Origin of the sequence: Bacillus sp. PPSBB_2, assembly GCF_045291115.1 — a bacterium.
GTDB lineage: Bacteria > Bacillota > Bacilli > Bacillales > Bacillaceae_G > Bacillus_A > Bacillus_A cereus.
Window position 1 is genome coordinate 435980 of the sequence record NZ_CP147983.1, and the last position, 19159, is coordinate 455138.

Below are 19159 nucleotides of genomic sequence, written 5' to 3' on the forward strand. Positions count from 1 at the left end.
GTTGCAAAACTAAAATAAATATGCAATGTTATGAATCAGAAAAACTAGCTGAACATGCAATAGATAGCGATTTTGACCATACCAACGTGGCTGTTCCAGCCCTTTATCTTTGAGATGACTAAACTGTTGTTCAATTTTTCCACGCTCTTTCATCAACTGTTTGCCAAAGGTAGTTTGTAGAAAATGAGACACTACACGACGATGTGTACTTTTGATTGGTCCGCTATTACGCGGGTTAATTGGATTGATCGCAAAGATATCACATGCTCCGGCAATTTCATGAATGTGCTGACTATCATAAGCGGCATCTGCAACGGAAAATAACACATTTTGGTTTTGTATATCCCGAAGCAATGCAGGAGCTATTTTACTATCATGTACATTTGCGGTTGTAAATGCATACGACAATATAACACCTTCTGGTGTAGAACAGACATGAGTTTTATATCCCTTATACCAACCATAGCGAGTAGATTTTCCCCATTTCGCTTGAGAATCATATAAACTACTCCGTAAGGCTGTACTATCAATTAAAACGCACGGAATTAACCCTAAATTCTTTTCTTGAAGAATTTGTTTATGAAGCAACGGAATTTCTTCGTTGCGAAACCAAGTGCCTACACGTGAAAAAGTAGATATATGAGGAACAAGCGAAAGGCCACAAGATACACGAAATGAAGGATATTGATGTAAAAAACGAGTTAACTTACGTAATGAATTGATCTGGAATACCGTTTTTATAAAAAAACATTTGAGTAAAGCTTTTCTACAGATGGGTGGGCGGCCTGTCATAGGCGGAACGCCTCCAATGGTTAAACTGTCTACGTAGGCAAATAAAATTTGTAAAATGGATTGATTTTGATCAAAATTGGTTATCATACTAGTAAATCCGTCCTTTCTGGAGATAGTTTTAGGATACTATCATTCTTCCAGGAAAACGGGTTTCTTTATGCATTCATTTTTGGATATTTATGAGTTTTGCAACACCCTCAAGGTACTTTAGCTGTGTCATTCCAGTAGCGTACAAAACCATTTTTATTAACGTAATTGGCTGCTAAATCACCGTAATCATACACACCTGTGTCACCGGTAGAGTAATCATCCCAAGTACCTTTAGAAGCAAGTTTCCCATCACTACCTGGTTTGCAAGGTTGATATTGTCCGTTATTTTCTTTGCCACAACTTTTCCAGCCACGTCCGTAAAAGGGTACGCCTAATACTAGTTTATCGACTGGAACACCTTCATTTGTATAAACATTTATAGCACCATCTACGTAAAAATTCGTATTTGCTGCTGGGTCATTTGGATCCTTATATAGAGCTGCATTATGATTAGAAGTAGCTTCCCATCCGCCGTGGAAATCATATGTCATAATATTAATCCAATCGAGTATTTGAGAAATTTTCTTTAGTTCTGTATGATCAGCGTAGCGTTGACTTGCACCTGAAGCGATTGTTAGTAAATATTGTTTGCCATCTTCAGCACCTGCTTTATTCAAAGCATTTCGGACGTCTTGAAGAAGGAGAGTGAAATTTTGTTTATCTTCAGGACGATAACTACCACCAGGAATCGTTTCAACGCCCGGATATTCCCAGTCTAAATCTACGCCATCAAACCCATATGCGCGAAGAAAAGCTACTGTAGATTCAGCAAATACTTTTCTTGTTTTTTCATCAGCGGCCATATCAGAAAAGCGGTTAGACCAAGTCCAGCCACCAACGGAAATAATTGTTTTTAAGTGAGGATATTTAGCTTTTAATCGTTTTAGTTCCCCGAAATTTCCGCAACGGGCATATTTATCGCAATCTTCCCAAGTTGTCCCTGAGCCAGGATACGATTTGGTAACATCAGCCCATGGTTCACCGAGTATGAGAGTACCATTAGGAACCTCTTTATTTTGCAATGGTACACCAGATTCTTTACAGTTCCACGTTTGTTTATTTGGATTATCAGGATGAGTAGAAGGGTTTCCATGTTTTCCGTTCCAACAAATATCCGCGAAAGCATAGTTAAGGTGAGTAAGTTTTGATGCATCAATGTCAGCAACTTGATAATTACGTCCGTAAACGCCCCACGAAGGAAAGTATCCAACAATTTTTTGACTTTGCTTTGGTGAATCTGCTAATGCGAGATTTGGATTAATAAAATTTGTGAGAAAAAGAGGTAAGAAAAGTAGTAGAGATAGTAATAACAGTGTGAATTTTTGAGACCTCATAGCCATTTCTCCTTTCAAAATAAAAGATATATTTAAAGGCATACGCCAATAAATCAAAATGAATCTAGACGTATAAAACGTCTAGATAAAATGATCAGACATCACGAAGTCTATACAAGGGAGCTGGGGGTGATTAAATCGTAACAAATGTAAGATTTAGTGTAAACGCTTTATTAAATTGAACAAGACTTTCTCAATACAAAAAGGCTTGAATACAAACTGTATATGAAAACGAAAGATCGGTATGGGAGGAAAAAGCTCATTATAAATAAATTTGAGAAAAAATTGTATGGAGCCAATTATTAAAGACGTAGAAAGATAAGGAAATATCATGTAAAATAATAGTAAAAATATGTAAAGGAGGGAATAGTGTGGATGTGTTTTTGAACATTGCTGAAGAAAAAATTCGACAAGCAATACGGAATGGTGATCTTGATTATCTTCCGGGAAAAGGAAAACCACTACAATTAGAAGATCTTTCAATGGTACCTCCAGAACTTAGAATGAGTTATAAAATTTTAAAAAATGCAGGAATGATTCCACCAGAAATGGAACTACAAAAAGATATATTAAAAATAGAGGATCTAATTGCTTGCTGTTATGATGAAGAAGAGAGAAAGAAATTACGAGAAGAGTTAACAGCAAAAACGCTTCGTTTTCAGCAGGTAATGGAAAAGAGAAAGATTAAAGATAGTTCAGCTTTTCGTATGTATCAAGACAAAGTATTTCGTAAATTACGCTAAGAGGGATAAGATGACTACATTTAAAACGATAGAAGAATTAGCGAACTATATCGAAGAACAACAATTGGTACTTCTGTTTATTAAAACGGAAAATTGTGGTGTTTGTGATGTTATGCTAAGAAAAGTAAATTGCGTATTAGAGAATTATGATTACGTAGAGAAAATAGAGATATTACTACAAGACATGCAAGAGATTGCGGGGCGATATGGAGTATTTACAGGGCCAACAATTTTATTATTTCATAATGGAAAAGAAATTCTTCGTGAATCACGCTTCATTTCACTTGAAAATCTAGAGAGAATCATTCAATTATTCGAGGAATAGGGGAGGCTTTTATATGGGATTTATTATTGTCATACTATTATTTGTTGTAGTTGGAATAATCGTAACAGCAGTTCGATCGAACAAAAAGAAGGTGAACTTGGCGAAACAAAATAACATACATAATTCATCTAACAGCTCATCACCATTATTTTTCTTTGCTGGATCGGATAATGATAGCTCGCATGATGGCGGTTCACATGATTGTGGAGGGTCTTTTGGGGGAGATAGCGGGGGAAGCTGCGGTGGCGGTGGTGATTGATGAAAATGCGCCTTATATAGGCGTATTTCTTTTTAAACAAACGTTTGATTAGTTGGCTTACATATGCATAAACACAGTTAAACAAACGTTTGATTAATATTTTTAACATACTAAGGGGAATGGAAATGAAAAGGGAACCGAAAGTGAAAAATAAGGGGAAAATAGTGTTATTTTTATTAGCTGCGGGAGGCGTGTTTTTTGTTAAATTAGCATTTAAGTTTGGAACCATACATATGATTCGAACTTGGTTTGAAAGTACGTTTTCTTAAATAAGGAATATAGCCTCTTGCGATAGAGGTTTTTGATTTGTTATTATTAAACTGAACGGTCGGTTTAAAGAGGTGTGAATATGAGAAGAAGCGCAGAAGAGATAAAGAAAGAAATTGCATATAAAGCAAAAAGTCTATTTTCACAGAAAGGCTACGCAGCTACATCTATGGAAGAGATTTGTGAAATTACAGAGCGAAGTAAAGGAAGCATTTATTATCACTTTAAAAGTAAAGAAGAATTATTTTTATTTGTAGTGAAACAGCATACGTATGATTGGGTTGAAAAATGGAATGAAAAAGAGAAGTTGTATAGCACTAGTACTGAAAAACTATATGGTCTCGCGGAATATCATGTAGAGGACATACAGCAACCAATTTCAAATGCAATAGAGGAATTCTCTATGAGTCAAGTTGTAAGTAAAGAGATTTTGGAGGAACTATTAGCTTTAACTAGAGAATCATATGTTATGTTTGAGAAATTAATTGAAGCAGGTATACAGTCTGGAGAGTTCCGTGAAGATAATACTCGTGATCTTATGTATATTGTGAATGGATTATTATCAGGGCTTGGAGTACTTTACTACGAGCTAGATTATAAAGAGTTGAAGCGTATTTATAAAAAGGCAATAGATGTATTGTTAAAAGGAATGGCAGCTGAATAATAGGTCAGTTGCTTTTCTTACAAAATAAAATAGACCGAACGGTCGGTTTGTAAAAGGGGGATGAAAATGAACGCTTTATTTAAAAACCGAGCATTTATGCTCGTTATGGCATCTGATATTTTACAACAATTTGCAATTTGGATCAGAAATATGGCTCTTTTATATTTCATAATGGAGCGAACGAATAATGATCCGGTTTCTGTTTCTTTGTTATCAGTTATGGAATATGCACCTATTTTTATTTTCTCGTTTATCGGTGGTGCGCTAGCTGATCGCTGGAATCCGAAAAGAACAATGGTCGCTGGAGATGTATTAAGTGTACTGTCTATTATAGGAATTGTCCTGTTGTTAAAGCTGGATTATTGGCAGGCTATATTTTTTGCAACACTCATTTCCGCGATTGTAGGCCAGTTTTCTCAGCCCTCATCTTCGCGCATATTTAAGCGCTATGTAAAAGAAGAAGAGGTAGCAAATGCAATTGCATTTAACCAAACATTACAGTCATTATTTCTGATTTTTGGACCAGTGGTAGGATCGCTTGTGTATACACAACTTGGTTTATTTACGTCACTATATAGCTTAATCATTTTATTTTTGTTATCTGCTATCGCCCTTTCATTTTTACCAAAATGGGTTGAAAAAGAGCAAGTGGCGAGAGATTCATTAAAAAATGATATAAAAGAAGGTTGGAAGTATGTTCTTCATACGAAAAATTTACGTATGATTACGATCACTTTCACCATTATAGGCTTAGCTGTTGGATTAACAACTCCATTAGAGGTGTTTCTTGTAATAGAACGCCTTGGAATGGAAAAGGAAGCAGTTCAATATTTAGCTGCAGCTGATGGAATAGGTATGTTAATTGGTGGTATTGTTGCTACAATTTTCGCTTCAAAAGTGAATCCGAAAAAAATGTTTGTATTCGGTATGGGCATATTAGCAATGTCATTTTTAGTAGAAGGGCTATCTACATCATTTTGGATTACTAGTTTCATGAGGTTTGGAACAGGTATTTGTTTAGCTTGTGTTAATATTGTTGTCGGTACGCTTATGATTCAACTTGTACCAGAAAATATGGTTGGAAGAGTAAATGGGACGATTTTACCACTGTTTATGGGGGCAATGCTAATTGGAACTTCACTAGCTGGAGGATTAAAGGAACTAACTTCACTAGTTACTGTGTTTTGTATAGCAATGGCACTTATTTTATTAGCGATAGGGCCAGTTCTACGTATGCAAATAAAAAAAGAAGATGTTGCTAATAAAGAGGCACTAACAAATTCGTTAGCTTCGAAATAACTATTGTAAGGGAGCAATATTGCTCCCTTTTTCTTTGAGGAACTTTTGACAACTATATGAGCCAATTATATACTGATGTTGTAAAAACGATTTTACAGGTTAGGAGCAATGGTGTGAAAAATCAAATCTATGAATTACGCACTGAAAATAATATTTCACAAGGCGCATTAGCTGATAAATGTAAGGTTTCTAGACAAACGATAAATGCAATTGAGAATAATAAATATGATCCAAGTTTAGCGTTAGCATTCCGTTTAGCTGAAGTATTAGGAACAACTGTTGATAAATTATTTTTGTACAAGCAGTAGAGTCGTTCATTATAAGTCGCACCTTTAAAAATAAAAAAGATCCTCTTCTTATGAGAAGAGGATCTTTTCTTATAGCGTTTTAGTCTTTGGACTAGGTGGTGTAACGGATGTATTATTTTCTGGAACTCTAGTTAGTAAAAATCCTCCGATAATAAACAGAACAATAATACTAAGAACACCAGCGTTTGTTTTTCCTGTTAATTGGGTTGTAACACCGACTAATACTGGACCCATAATCGCGGCAAACTTGCCAAATATATTATAAAATCCGAAGAATTCATTTGCAGATTCTTTAGGTACTAGTTTTGCAAAGTATGAACGACTTAGTGCTTGAATACCACCTTGAGATGTAGCAACTAACATTGCTAAAATCCAAAAATCAAGTGTCGTTTTTAAGAAATAAGCATATGTGCAAATAATGATATAAATAATGATACCGACATATAACATTTTTTTACCAGTAAATGTTTCAGATAGTTTTCCATATAGTAAAGCAAATGGACAAGCGACAATTTGTGTTACAAATAATATGATTAATAGATTCGTTGCACTAATACCGAGATCGGTTCCGTAAGCGGTAGACATAGTAATAATCGTATCGACTCCGTCAATATAGAAAAAGTAAGCGATTAGAAACATAAATACAGTTTTATATTCTTTAATATTTTTAAAAGTATCAGCAAGGCGTTTGAAGCTCATTCTAATAGGTCTTGGATGACGTTCAATATAGTGCGTTTGCTCTACGTTTTTTAGCATTGGAATTGTAAATAACCCCCACCAAAGAGCTGTTATCGCGAATGAAATTTGACTAGCAATGCCAACTGATAAAGGGATAGTTCCTTTTTGAGCAAGAATGATAAGAGTGATACAACCGATAAATGGAATAGTACTCCCAATATAGCCTAAAGCGAAACCTCTCGTAGAAATTCGATCCATTCTATCTTCAGAAGTGACATCTACTAAAAATGCATCATAAAAAATGTTTGCTCCAGCAAAGCCGATTAAGGCGAGCATATAGCACCCTAGCAATAAGTACCACTGAGAGGTTGGAACGACTGCTAACATACTTGTAAATACGATACCGAGTCCAAAGAAGAATGTGAAAAAACGTTTTTTAAATCCTTTATAATCAGCAACTGTGCCAAGAATAGGAGCAAGTATAGAAATTAAAAGTGTTGCGAATGAGTTTGCATATCCCCAATATGCTGTTGAAGTTGCCCCAGATAAACCCGCTTCTTTTGCAGCTGCTTTAAAGTAAATTGGAAATAATGCAGTTGTAATGACGAGCGAATATACGGAGTTCGCCCAATCGTATAATATCCAGCTTTTTTCTTGTCTGGACATTTTTTTCATATAATGTTCCCCCTCAAATTTGTTTTACTAACAGTGTACAAAAATAAAAATTATAAAAAGAGAAACAATGATGAATTTTACATAACTTTTACATATATACACAGTTCTTTACAATTGGAGTAAATCCTCTACAATTGATCCGTCTGTTTCACCTAAGTGTAAACCGAGTAGTCTAGCGATAGTTGGGCCCTCATCAATAAGTCTCATATACGGTATGGTAATGCCGCTTTTTATCCCTTTCCCAGCAGCGATAAAAATTGTTTCATAGTTAGGTTTTGTTGGAGAGTATCCATGCGTACCAAATGTATATTTTTTACTAGGCGTAACATCTTTTTCGGTAATTTCTTTTATAAAATCTCCTGTATAGTTTTCAGTGAAATAATACCCTTCTCGTGCTTCTAACATGAATAAACAATTACCATCTGCACCGCAGTCTTTGGCAGCTTCATCATGAAGTATAAATTCAATTCCGTTTGGTTTATTTTGAAGTAGTTCTTCAAGGAGTAGTTGTACCTCCCGAATTGTATCCGTATCATTTTTGTCCTTTACATATACATAGGCAGAGCCGTCGCAACTTTGGCAATAGGCTTTCCAGTCTACTAATTTTCCTTTTTTATTAAGAGATATAAGTCCTCTTTGATGGAATAGCACATTTAATTGGATGGATTTGTTTTCACTTAAAGCGCTATGATCACCAAGGGCAATAATTGTACTTTCTTCGTATAAGTCACTTTCTTTTAGTGCTTGAATAATTTTCCCTAGACGTTCGTCGTGTCTCTGGATAGCAGCTATTGTTTCGTTAGATTCAAAGCCGTGATAGTGTCTTTGTGTGTCTAAATCGGTGAAATGTACAAACATGACATTAGGCTTTTTCGTCTGGATTGTATGCACAGCAGAGGCGAGGACGAAATCATCCAGTTCTGGTTGTGATAAACCATTTCTTATATGGCCGAAACGACGATTTAAATCTAATTGGTATAGTGGGCTACCGCTAAATAAGGAAACTAACACTTGATTTTGCCAAGGTCTATTTGGAAAAATTTCTGGTAAATTGTAATCGATGTTCGCTCTTCCAGTAACAGGCCATAGAAGGGCAGCTGTCGTTAAATTTGCTTTGCGCGCTTCATCATACAATGTTGTTCCTTTTATTGATTTTCGATACCAATGCCAATCAGGTGATTCACGCCCTGGTTGAAGTAACGTATTGCTAACAACACCGTGCTTGTTAGGGTAATTACCGGTTACGATTGTTGAGTGGCTTGGATATGTTACAGAAGGATAAATTGGTTCTACTTTTTCGACAACCGTGCCCTTTTTTATTAGAGATTGGAAATGAGGTAGTTTTTGTAGTATAGGAAAATCTAAAGCTGATAAACAGTCGAATGATAAAATAATGACATGGTTTGTTAATGCTTTATCCATAAAGTTCCCTCCTGATTATATAAAACCTATTCTTATATATTACTATTAATACCTAGTAATAAAAATATATTTTAAGGTGAAAATTTATTATTTATTTTCAGAAAAATTAAACATATAATTAAGTATAAGGGAATCTATGGAAGGAGGAAACACTATGGATTGGTTAGATGGATTTGGTATCTTTTACATCATTGGCGGAATCACGATTATCCTTGTATTTGCTATTTCATATTTACTAAAGAAACGGTTTCCAGACAAACAGTTCGATATTATATTTGCACTTAGTTTAATACTTCTTTGCTTAGCGTCCTTTCCCGTTACAATGATTGTTATTGGTGGGTGGGTGGGAAGGAATGGGATATGGATTTATTGGTTTCTTCGTCCTACTTGGTACACTTATCGGTATGATTGCGCATCAACTTGTGAAAATTACGCGGAAAAGCTACGTATAAAACTGCAAAAAATGAAAAGAATATATAAAAATAAGAAAATTAGCTATTGTTTAAAAAAAGAATTTGTATTATGATAATCAACAAATTTATTTCGTTATAACGATGAAAAAGGACTAGTACATGTTCAACCTTTTTAGCAGAGAGAGAATCCGTCAGGCTGAAAGATTCTTAAAAAGGCAATATGGAACCTGCCTTTGAGTTCTGCATATGCAGCGGGAATTTCCCGTTATCAAAAAGAGAGCATGCGTAATTTTTGTGCATGAATCAGGGTGGTAACGCCGACAAAGCTCGGTCCCTATTTAGGGACGCGGGCTTTTTTGTATTTTCTAGAAGGAGGAAGACTGACTATGGCAAAAGAACAAGTGCAAGCCATTACGAAGATGGAAGAGGACTTTGCGCAGTGGTATACCGATATTGTAAAAAAAGCCGAACTTGTTGATTATTCAAGTGTAAAAGGATGCATGATTTTACGTCCGTATGGTTATGCCTTATGGGAGAATATGCAGAAGGTGATGGATGAGAAGTTAAAAGAAACTGGCCATGAAAATGTATATATGCCAATGTTTATCCCAGAGAGTTTATTGCAAAAAGAGAAGGATCATGTTGAAGGATTTGCTCCTGAAGTAGCATGGGTTACGCATGGCGGAGATGAAAAGTTAGCGGAAAGACTTTGTGTACGTCCTACATCTGAAACTTTATTTTGTGAGCACTTTTCAAAAATTGTGCAATCTTATAATGATTTGCCAAAGTTATATAATCAGTGGTGTTCAGTAGTTCGTTGGGAGAAGACAACTAGGCCATTCCTTCGTACGACTGAATTTTTATGGCAAGAGGGTCATACAATCCATGAAACGGCAGAAGAATCGCAGACTGAAACATTAAATATTTTAAACTTATATGCTTCTTTCTGTGAGGATTATTTAGCGATACCGGTTATTAAAGGACAAAAAACAGAAAAAGAGAAGTTTGCTGGAGCAAAGGCAACTTATACAATTGAAAGTTTAATGCATGATGGAAAAGCACTTCAAACAGGAACCTCTCATAACTTTGGAACGAATTTCTCTAAAGCATTTGATATTAAGTTTTTAGATCGTAACGGTAAGTGGCAATATGTGCACCAAACATCTTGGGGTGTATCAACAAGAATGATAGGCGGGCTAATAATGGTTCATAGTGATAATAATGGACTTGTAATGCCACCAAAAGTCGCTCCAGTGCAAGTTGTTATTGTACCAATTGCTCAGCATAAAGAAGGAGTTTTAGCAAAAGCAACAGAGTTACAAGCACATATTCAAAAGGTTGCACGAGTAAAAATAGATGCTAGTAATAAAACACCAGGCTGGAAATTTAATGAGTATGAAATGAAGGGGATTCCAATTCGATTAGAAGTTGGCCCTAAAGATATTGAAAAGAATCAAGTTGTACTTGTAAGAAGAGATACGAAGGAAAAAGAGTTTGTACCAATGGATCAATTAGAAGAACGTATTCCAGCATTACTTGAAGAAATTCATATTGCTTTATTTAATAAAGCAAAAGCATTTCGCGATGAGAATACGTATGTTGCGACAAATTTCGAAGAGATGAAAAAAATAGCTGACGAAAAGCAAGGCTTTATTAAGGCAATGTGGTGCGGGGAATTAGCTTGTGAAGAAAAACTAAAAGAAGAAGTTGGCGTATCTTCACGTTGTATGCCTTTTGAGCAAGAGCATTTAGCTGAAGAATGCATTTGTTGTGGTAAAGAAGCTAAACAAATGGTGTATTGGGGAAAAGCGTATTAATACTTTTTCTGATAGGTGATAAAAAAGACTTTGGGCTGCATAATAAAATGTAATCCAAAGTCCTTTTTAGTTTTATACAGTATTTCATGTATTCTTTAGATGGAAGGATATTGCTCTTATTTTACGTTTTTACGACGAATAAACAGTAACATACTGATTAGGAATGTTGAAAGACCCATTAAAATAGATATAGGGTAATGCGTTGCAGTATTAGGTAATTTATCACCTTGTTTTTTCGTATTACCTTTTACATTACCCCCTTGAGAACCGTTGCCCTCCTGAGAATTGCTATCGCCTTTAACACGATTGCCACCTTGAGAGCCATTACCCCCTTGAGAACTGCTATCACCTTTAACACGATTGCCGCCTTGAGAGCCATTGCCGCCAGAACCGTTACCGCCAGAACCGTTACCGCCAGAACCGTTACCGCCAGAACCATTGCCACCAGAGCCATTGCCGCCAGAACCATTACCGCCAGAACCATTGCCACTAGAGCCATTGCCGCCAGAACCGTTGCCACCAGAGCCATTGCCGCCAGAACCATTACCGCCAGAACCGTTGTCACCAGAGCCACTGCCGCCAGAGCCGTTGCCACCAGAACCATTGCCACCGGAACCATTGCCACCAGAGCCACTGCCACCAGAACCGTTACCGCCAGAACCGTTGTCACCAGAGCCACTGCCGCCAGAGCCGTTGCCACCAGAACCATTGCCACCGGAACCGCTGCCGTCAGAGCCACTACCACCAGAACCGTTACCGCCAGAACCATTGCCACCAGAACCGTTACCGCCGGAACCGTTGTCACCAGAATCGTTACCGCCGGAACCATTGCCACCAGAGCCACTGCCACCAGAACCGTTACCGCCGGAACCATTGCCACCAGAACCGTTACCGCCAGAACCATTGTCACCAGAACCAGTATCGTCCTGAGAACCGTTATTTCCTGGAGGTATATTATTATCCTTTGAGTTTCCTTCTGCAAAATGATCGCTATTTTGTACAATAGCGTTTGTTAATGGTTGGAAGTTTTCAGTTGCAGCATTACCGATATTTAAACCGCTAAAAAAAGATAAAGAGAGTGTTGATGCTAAAATGAAGATTTTCGTCATGGTTTTCCTCCTAAGAGATTAATGTTCCATCTAAAATACATCCCTTTGTAATATTTCTTAGGAAAAAGAGTTTTATGCAAAAAAAACTATATATAGAAAAAGGTGGTGTATTTGTCAAAGCAGAAAAGAGTTAATGTAGATTTCCTGCAAATAGTAGAGGGGGAGAATTTACATTTATAACGGTAGAGGAAGTGGCAGCAGATGAAAGAGTATATAGCGTTTGATATTGGCGGTACGCAAATTAAGTATGGTATTGTTTCAGAAATAGGGAGAGTATTAAAGCGTCAAACAGTTGCAACAGAAATTCATTTAGGCGGAGAACAAATTATTCAAAAACTTATATATGTATCCAAAAAAATAATGAATGAACATACTATTGCCGGAATCGGTATTAGCACTGCGGGAATTGTTGATATTAATAAAGGAATTGTGACGGGAGGTGCGGATCATATTCCGGGATATAGTACTATTCCTATTATTGATAGATTGCAAGAGATATTAAAAGTTCCAGTATCGATTGACAATGATGTGAATTGTGCAGCGTTTGGAGAAAAGTGGAATGGTAGTGGAAGAGAGAAAGATAACTTTATTATGCTCACCCTTGGAACAGGGATTGGGGGAGCAATTTTTATAGATGGAAAATTGTACCGAGGACATTCATTTAGTGCTGGTGAATGGGGGAATATGTTAATAGAAGGAAAAACGTTTGAAGAGGTTGCTTCGATTTCAGGATTAATTCGACTTGTAAGCAAATATAAAGGCAAAGGCAAGTGGAATGGGAAAAGAATTTTCGAGTTGTATGATAAAGGAGATCGGGAAGTTGCTCAAGCAGTTGGGATTTTCTTTAAACATTTGGCAATCGGAATTAGTAATCTTGCTTATATTTTTAATCCAGAAACGATTATTATTGGTGGAGGAATTACCGATAGAGGAAATGAGTTTTTAAAAGAAGTAAAAGAAGAGGTCAGTAAATACTTAAATCAAGAGATTTATAATAATTGTGAGATTGAACTTGCGCAAAACGGTAATTGTGCAGGAATGATTGGTGCTATTTACCACTTCTTACATCATCATAAGTAAATTATATGAATGTTTTCATATAACTGAGAATTTATCCTTTTTATCGCTAGGTAAATAATGCTACAATATAAGAGAAGAATACAATATTTTCCGATTTGGAAAATGCTTTGTAGAAAGGGAGAAACTTCATGCCTATTATTTTAGAAAAAGGTCAAAAGATCGATTTAACGAAAGGACAACCAAAAGTAGCAAAACTACAGGTTGGCTTAGGCTGGGATCCAATTGGGCAATCAGGTGGATTTCTGTCTTCATTATTTGGAAGTAAACCAAATGTAGATTGTGATGCATCTGTTGTTATGTTAGAAGGAGATCGTTTTTTAAACAAAAATGATTTAGTTTACTTCGGAAATAAACTTTCTACTTGTGGTAGTATTATTCATTCAGGAGATAATTTAACAGGTGAAGGCGCTGGTGATGACGAAACAATTTTCGTAGAATTACATAAAGTTCCAAGCCGTATTAATCGTTTAGTATTCGTTGTAAATATTTATGACTGTGTAAATCGTCGTCAAGATTTCGGGATGATTCGTAATGCATATATTCGTATTCAAAACCCGCAAACTGGTGAAGAATTAGCACGCTATAATTTATCGGATAATTATGCTGGCAAAACAACTCTAATTGCAGGTGAAATGTATCGTCACGGAAGTGAATGGAAGTTTTCAGCAGTTGGAGAAGGCACGCAAGATAAAAACTTAAGTGAGATTGTATCACGTTATCAATAAAATAACCGAGGAGGAATTGTATATGGCATCAATTTCATTGAAAAAGGGACAAAAGGTAGACTTAACAAAAACGAATCCAGGTCTTTCGAAAGTTCTTGTAGGACTTGGTTGGGACACGAATCGTTATGACGGACAAAACGATTTCGACTTAGATGTTAGTATTTTCTTAGTAGGCGCGAATGGTAAAGTTTCAGGAGCTGAAGATTTCGTTTTCTATAATAATCCAAAAGGTGCGAATGGTGCTGTAGAGCATTTAGGAGATAACCGCACTGGTGAAGGTGAAGGCGATGACGAAGCGATTAAAGTAGATTTGAAAAATGTTCCTGCTCACATCGAACGTATTTGTTTCACAATTACAATTTATGATGGAGAAGGCCGTAGCCAAAACTTCGGACAAGTTTCTAATTCTTTCGTACGTATTCTTGATGAAGAAAAGAATGCAGAATTAATTCGTTACGATTTAGGAGAAGATTTCTCTATTGAAACAGCCGTAGTAGTAGGTGAATTATATCGTCATGCAGGTGATTGGAAATTCAATGCAATCGGAAGTGGATTCCAAGGTGGATTAGCGTCTCTATGTAATAACTTTGGTTTAGATGTAGAGTAATAGATTTGATTTATATATCCATCGGTGAAATGTATGTTTACTGATGGATATATTTTTAAAGATAAAAATATAGAGGTGAATATAGATGGTTATTCAATTACAAAAAGGCCAGAAAATCGATTTAGGTAAGACAAGCCCTGGTTTAACAAAAGCAGTAATTGGTCTTGGATGGGATATTAAATCTTATGACGGCGGAGCCGATTTCGATTTAGATGCATCTGCCTTTTTATTAGATGCAAACGGAAAATGTACGAAGGAAACTGATTTTATCTTCTATAATAATTTACAGTCTCCTTGTGGATCTGTTTTACATACAGGAGATAACCGTACAGGTGAAGGTGAAGGTGACGATGAGCAACTTGTTGTGGACTTGAAGAAAGTTCCAGCAGATGTGCACAGAATTGCTATTACAGTTACGATTTATGATGCGGAAGGCCGTAGTCAAAACTTTGGACAAGTAGGAAATGCGTTCGTTCGTTTAGCGAATGAAGAAACGAGTGAAGAAGTTCTTCGTTTTGATTTAGGGGAAGACTTCTCCATCGAAACAGCAGTTGTCTTTTGTGAATTATACCGTCATAATGGACAGTGGAAGTTTAATGCAGTAGGAAGTGGATTCCAAGGTGGTTTAGGTGCGCTTGTAAGAGCGTATGGCTTGGATGCATAGAAAGGAAACGATATTCGTTTCCTTTTTTTGACCTTTCTATAAATCTAGCAAAGAATAGGGGATAAAGGTAAGATGAGTATTTTGCAAGGAATCCTTGATACGTATGCTCAGTTTTTCGACTTGGACATGTGGATTAAAGTGTTGCAGGATCCAGTATCTTGGGGATTAATTGGTACACTTGTTGTACTTGAAGGATTATTATCTGCTGATAACGCACTTGTGTTAGCAGTAATGGTAAAACACCTTCCGGAAGAAAAACGTAAAAAAGCATTATTCTATGGACTTATTGGAGCTTATGTGTTCCGCTTTATTGCGATTGGAATCGGAATGTTCTTAATTAAATTAGCATGGGTAAAAGTGTTAGGTGCACTTTACTTAGCGTGGCTTTCAGTTAAATACTTCATTGATAAAAGAAAAGGTAATGCAGAAGAAGAGGAAGCTCATGGTATGAACCAAAACAGTATTCTCTTCAGAATGTTTGGTGTCTTCTGGGGAACAGTTGCGATGGTTGAATTAATGGATATCGCATTCTCTGTAGATAGCGTGCTTGCTGCATTTGGTGTATCAAATGAAGTTTGGATTCTATTATTAGGTGGAATGCTCGGTATTTTAATGATGCGCGGTATCGCTGGTGTATTCTTAAAATTGTTAGAGCGTATTCCAGAACTTGAAACGACAGCATATATTTTAATCTTAATTATTGCAGCAAAAATGTTACTGTCTGTTATTCATATTGAAGTAAGTCATACATTGTTCTTCATTATTTTAGTTGTAGCATTTGGAGCAACATTTATACTTCACTACATGAAGAATTCTGGACAAGCTAAAGAAGAAGTTGCAGCTACTAAAGAAGACAATAAATAATTGAAATGGGTTTGCTCGTTTTGCGAGCGCCCATTTTTTATAACCAAAAATAGTTTATAATAGAAGAAGGACTTAGAAAAAACGTAAATGTTTTTGGAGGTGAACTGTTGTGTTTTCACGTTTTACACTTCAACCATATGCATTAAAAGATGAATCAGATTTAAAGCAATTTGAAACGCTTTTAGAAAAACGCCCACAATATGAGCTGACAGAGAATGAGATGAAATTTAGTTATATAGCATGTCGAATCCTTGGTGTTCCTAATGATGTAGATGAATATTTTAATGAACTGTTTGATTATAGTGAAGCGAAAGGAATCGAAGTTTTACACGAACAAAATTTAAACAAAGTGATTGATTCGGAAAAGCTTCGTCATATTCAAGAAGTGTTCGGATTACATCAAGAAGCACCAAATGGTCTGACAGTAAATAGGCTAGTTGCACACTTATCTGGGAAACAACTTTTACCGAAAGTAGACAACCCTGATTTACAGCATTACATACATACGACGTTTATTTCACTATTGAAATTATATGAGAAGCAACATAATCAGTCGTTAAAGACAGAAGGCTTCCGTCGTTTCTTAATCGACATAATTAAACTAAGCGAAAATTACGTAGCGAAGTGGTTCTCTACGATTAATTATAAGAAACAAATGCCGCGTATCATTTGGTACGGTGATGCACAGGAAAGCCGTATATATTTCTTATACTTTCTTATTATGCTCGGTTGTGATGTGCTTTATTATCACCCAGAAGGAAAAGATGGATTTGAAAATATTGATGAAGAGGGAAGAACTTTTGTTGTATCTCATTCAAGTCGCATTTCGCTTGAACCATTCCCTGATCGTCGCCGTGAGCGTGTTGCAACAGTAGCGTATCAAGCTTCGAAAGAAATTGAACAAGTACTTCACCACGATAATTCACTGCTGTACAAGCCGTGGCAATTCCGTTCCTATACGCCTGTAGCTCGTACACTAAAAACAACATATGATGAACTCTTTTTAATTACGAAAGAAAAGGCGTTTGTACGCCCGACATTCTTTGTTGAAAATAAACACATTTATATTCCTTCTTTATTTGCGAAAATATCAGGCGTTTCAAAGAATGATAAAGAATATTTTCAACGATTAAAGGCTGTTACATCATTTGATAACAGTTTATTAATTAATACATTCCCATTTACGAAAGAGCAAAAAGCAAACTTCCAATATCATTATCGAGATGCATTGGACCGAGCTGGGAAATTGCATCCTGATCTAATTATGAATAGCCATTGGTGGCCGCATAAGCGTTTACCGGAAGGTTTACAGCATGGAATTGCAGAAGCGATTATCCATACGTGTGAAAGTGAAATGTGTAAACCAATTGCGAAAGAGACGAAACAAGATGTAGCGCTATATGTTTTCGCGCAACTTTCTCAAATACCACCGAATATTTTAGAACAGCTTGAGAAATTTGATTATTCACAAGATGTACCGAAAATTGTTATATTTAATAATGAGAAGAGTGGAGAGTTAACTCGTTCTGATGCTGTTTTATTACTATTTTTGAATCAAATTGGAGTAGATGTATTTCATTTCAATCCAACGGGAAGAAACGATATTGAACCGTATATTGAAGCGGGGGCATTTGATTCACATTGGCTTGAAGAGGTTAATTTCGATCTTGAGTTTCATGGTTCATCAGCCTATAAAAATTTATCACAAACAATAAAAGGACTATTTCGTCCATTTTTATAAGGAAAGGGAGAATACCATATGAATAACCCAGTCGTACTAGATCCGAAAACAGAATTAAATGAACAAACAGCACAAGATGTTCGCTTACAACTTAGACAAGATGCGGATGTACAACGTATTTATAATGCGGTAGATATTAAAGATCAATTAGAATTAATTGAACTTGGAAAAGAACCTTCTATGGAAATTTCACGTTTTGCTGATCAAATTTTACATACAATGTCATTATCAAAGATAGAAGATTCTGGTGAATTATTAAAACAGCTTGGTAAAATTATGGACCGATTCGATAGTAAAGACTTTGCGGAAGAGAAAAGCGGTTTCTTTTCACGTATGTTTAAAAAAGCGGATAAAATGATTGAACAAATTTTTAGCAAGTATCAAACGATGGGCCGTGAAATTGATAAAGTTTATGTGGAAATTACGAAGTACCAAGATGAGATGAAAAAATCAATTGGTACGTTAGATGGCTTGTATGAGCAAAACTTAAAATATTATCTAGACTTAGAGAAGTACGTAGTAGCAGGAGAAATGTTATTAGAGCGTTTAAATACAGAGTTAGTTCCGATGTATGAAGAGCGTGTACGTAATAATGATCAATTAGCAGGTATTGAATTAGAGTCGCTTAAAAACTCTGTTGAAATTTTAGAACAGCGTATTGACGATTTAGAAAAAGCACGTATGGTTGCGTTACTTACAGCACCACAAATTCGTATGATTCAACGTGGTAATAATAAATTAATTGGTAAAATCAATACAGCATTTATTACAACCATTCCTATCTTTAAAAATGGTATCATTCAAGCGGTAAATGCCAAGCGTCAAAAGCTTGTTGCGGATTCTATGGCTGAACTGGATCGCCGTACAAATGAATTACTTAAGAAAAATGCACAAAATATCGCAACGCAAAGTGTAGAAGTAGCGAGATTATCAGGTTCTTCTAGTATTAAGATGGAAACACTTGAGGAAACTTGGAACATTATTTCAAGAGGTATGCAAGAAACACAACAAATTGAAGAGCAAAACAAACGTGAGCGTGAAGAAAGCCGCAAACGTATGGCTACATTAACAGAGAACATCAAAAAAGAATTACAAGGATAAAGTGAAACTTTAATCAGTGGGGTTTTGTTCATCCCCACTAATTATTAGCCTTCACCAATTGGACATTTATGGGCAGTTAATCCACCACCTAACTTCTTTGCTCAAACTGAATTTTGAGGTGGGAGTTTTACTGCACGGAAAATAGTAGGATAAATGAAAAGGCAATGAGGACTATTCCTCAT

Annotated in this window: 19 protein-coding genes, 2 pseudogenes and 1 other annotated feature; of the genes and pseudogenes, 16 read left to right on the forward strand and 5 right to left on the reverse strand. The window is 36.1% G+C overall.

Annotated elements, in window-relative coordinates:
- Window positions 1–9 precede the first annotated feature (9 nt).
- Together V6946_RS02135 and V6946_RS02140 are read right to left on the reverse strand one after the other, a co-directional pair.
- Complete coding sequence (locus V6946_RS02135; protein WP_023520903.1) at window positions 10–879, reverse strand: ISNCY family transposase; 870 nt, start codon at window positions 877–879, stop codon at window positions 10–12.
- 113 nt (window positions 880–992) lie between these two features.
- A pseudogene (locus V6946_RS02140) lies at window positions 993–2216 on the reverse strand (glycoside hydrolase family 18 protein); the annotation flags it as partial.
- A gap of 371 nt (window positions 2217–2587) precedes the next feature.
- Between V6946_RS02140 and V6946_RS02145 the strand changes: the two are divergent.
- From V6946_RS02145 to V6946_RS02175, 7 genes are all read left to right on the forward strand, one after another.
- Complete coding sequence (locus V6946_RS02145; RefSeq protein ID WP_000382375.1) at window positions 2588–2959, forward strand: DUF1992 domain-containing protein; 372 nt, start codon at window positions 2588–2590, stop codon at window positions 2957–2959.
- A 10-nt stretch (window positions 2960–2969) separates the two neighbouring features.
- On the forward strand, window positions 2970–3284 hold the full coding sequence (locus V6946_RS02150; RefSeq protein ID WP_000206514.1) for a thioredoxin family protein: 315 nt from the start codon (window positions 2970–2972) through the stop codon (window positions 3282–3284).
- Between the two features lie 13 nt (window positions 3285–3297).
- Window positions 3298–3543, forward strand: a complete 246-nt coding sequence (locus tag V6946_RS02155; RefSeq protein ID WP_000505774.1) for a hypothetical protein — start codon at window positions 3298–3300, stop codon at window positions 3541–3543.
- Between the two features lie 125 nt (window positions 3544–3668).
- The gene (locus tag V6946_RS02160; RefSeq protein ID WP_000817973.1) at window positions 3669–3812 is read left to right on the forward strand and encodes a hypothetical protein; all 144 of its coding nucleotides are present in this window, start codon (window positions 3669–3671) and stop codon (window positions 3810–3812) included.
- A gap of 80 nt (window positions 3813–3892) precedes the next feature.
- Complete coding sequence (locus tag V6946_RS02165) at window positions 3893–4474, forward strand: TetR/AcrR family transcriptional regulator (RefSeq protein WP_001254452.1); 582 nt, start codon at window positions 3893–3895, stop codon at window positions 4472–4474.
- Window positions 4475–4540: 66 nt separating this feature from the next.
- Window positions 4541–5773: an MFS transporter gene (locus V6946_RS02170; protein WP_006927468.1), complete on the forward strand. Its 1233-nt coding sequence runs from the start codon at window positions 4541–4543 to the stop codon at window positions 5771–5773.
- 56 nt (window positions 5774–5829) lie between these two features.
- Complete coding sequence (locus tag V6946_RS02175) at window positions 5830–6081, forward strand: helix-turn-helix transcriptional regulator (protein ID WP_002023181.1); 252 nt, start codon at window positions 5830–5832, stop codon at window positions 6079–6081.
- A 69-nt stretch (window positions 6082–6150) separates the two neighbouring features.
- On the opposite strand, the gene V6946_RS02180 is transcribed toward V6946_RS02175, so the two are convergent.
- Together V6946_RS02180 and V6946_RS02185 are read right to left on the reverse strand one after the other, a co-directional pair.
- The gene (locus tag V6946_RS02180; protein WP_000738816.1) at window positions 6151–7434 is read right to left on the reverse strand and encodes an MFS transporter; all 1284 of its coding nucleotides are present in this window, start codon (window positions 7432–7434) and stop codon (window positions 6151–6153) included.
- 108 nt (window positions 7435–7542) lie between these two features.
- Window positions 7543–8856 carry an ectonucleotide pyrophosphatase/phosphodiesterase gene (locus tag V6946_RS02185; protein WP_366982319.1) on the reverse strand — a complete coding sequence of 438 codons (1314 nt, stop codon included), beginning with the start codon at window positions 8854–8856 and terminating at the stop codon, window positions 7543–7545.
- A 154-nt stretch (window positions 8857–9010) separates the two neighbouring features.
- Here V6946_RS02185 and V6946_RS02190 point away from each other — a divergent pair.
- Window positions 9011–9308: pseudogene (locus V6946_RS02190) on the forward strand (YesK-like family protein).
- A gap of 93 nt (window positions 9309–9401) precedes the next feature.
- Window positions 9402–9608: a binding site (T-box leader), on the forward strand.
- Window positions 9609–9655: 47 nt separating this feature from the next.
- Window positions 9656–11086 (forward strand): proline--tRNA ligase, encoded by a 1431-nt coding sequence (gene proS / locus V6946_RS02195; protein ID WP_006927466.1) that lies wholly within the window; start codon window positions 9656–9658, stop codon window positions 11084–11086.
- Between the two features lie 116 nt (window positions 11087–11202).
- Here the strand turns inward: proS and V6946_RS02200 are convergent, their stop codons facing one another.
- Window positions 11203–12195 carry a cell wall anchor protein gene (locus V6946_RS02200; RefSeq protein WP_406622198.1) on the reverse strand — a complete coding sequence of 331 codons (993 nt, stop codon included), beginning with the start codon at window positions 12193–12195 and terminating at the stop codon, window positions 11203–11205.
- Window positions 12196–12396: 201 nt separating this feature from the next.
- Between V6946_RS02200 and V6946_RS02205 the strand changes: the two genes are divergently transcribed.
- From V6946_RS02205 to V6946_RS02235, 7 genes are all read left to right on the forward strand, one after another.
- A complete protein-coding gene (locus tag V6946_RS02205) occupies window positions 12397–13275 on the forward strand; it encodes an ROK family protein (RefSeq protein WP_000666117.1) in 879 nt (292 codons plus the stop codon).
- Between the two features lie 128 nt (window positions 13276–13403).
- Window positions 13404–14000: a TerD family protein gene (locus V6946_RS02210; protein ID WP_001121586.1), complete on the forward strand. Its 597-nt coding sequence runs from the start codon at window positions 13404–13406 to the stop codon at window positions 13998–14000.
- 22 nt (window positions 14001–14022) lie between these two features.
- Complete coding sequence (locus V6946_RS02215) at window positions 14023–14607, forward strand: TerD family protein (RefSeq protein WP_000146726.1); 585 nt, start codon at window positions 14023–14025, stop codon at window positions 14605–14607.
- 85 nt (window positions 14608–14692) lie between these two features.
- Window positions 14693–15271 (forward strand): TerD family protein, encoded by a 579-nt coding sequence (locus V6946_RS02220; RefSeq protein WP_000236643.1) that lies wholly within the window; start codon window positions 14693–14695, stop codon window positions 15269–15271.
- Window positions 15272–15343: 72 nt separating this feature from the next.
- The gene (locus V6946_RS02225; RefSeq protein WP_000025695.1) at window positions 15344–16135 is read left to right on the forward strand and encodes a TerC family protein; all 792 of its coding nucleotides are present in this window, start codon (window positions 15344–15346) and stop codon (window positions 16133–16135) included.
- 109 nt (window positions 16136–16244) lie between these two features.
- Window positions 16245–17876 carry a YceG family protein gene (locus V6946_RS02230; protein ID WP_000492859.1) on the forward strand — a complete coding sequence of 544 codons (1632 nt, stop codon included), beginning with the start codon at window positions 16245–16247 and terminating at the stop codon, window positions 17874–17876.
- Window positions 17877–17894: 18 nt separating this feature from the next.
- Window positions 17895–18977 (forward strand): toxic anion resistance protein, encoded by a 1083-nt coding sequence (locus tag V6946_RS02235; RefSeq protein ID WP_001064409.1) that lies wholly within the window; start codon window positions 17895–17897, stop codon window positions 18975–18977.
- Window positions 18978–19159 lie beyond the last annotated feature (182 nt).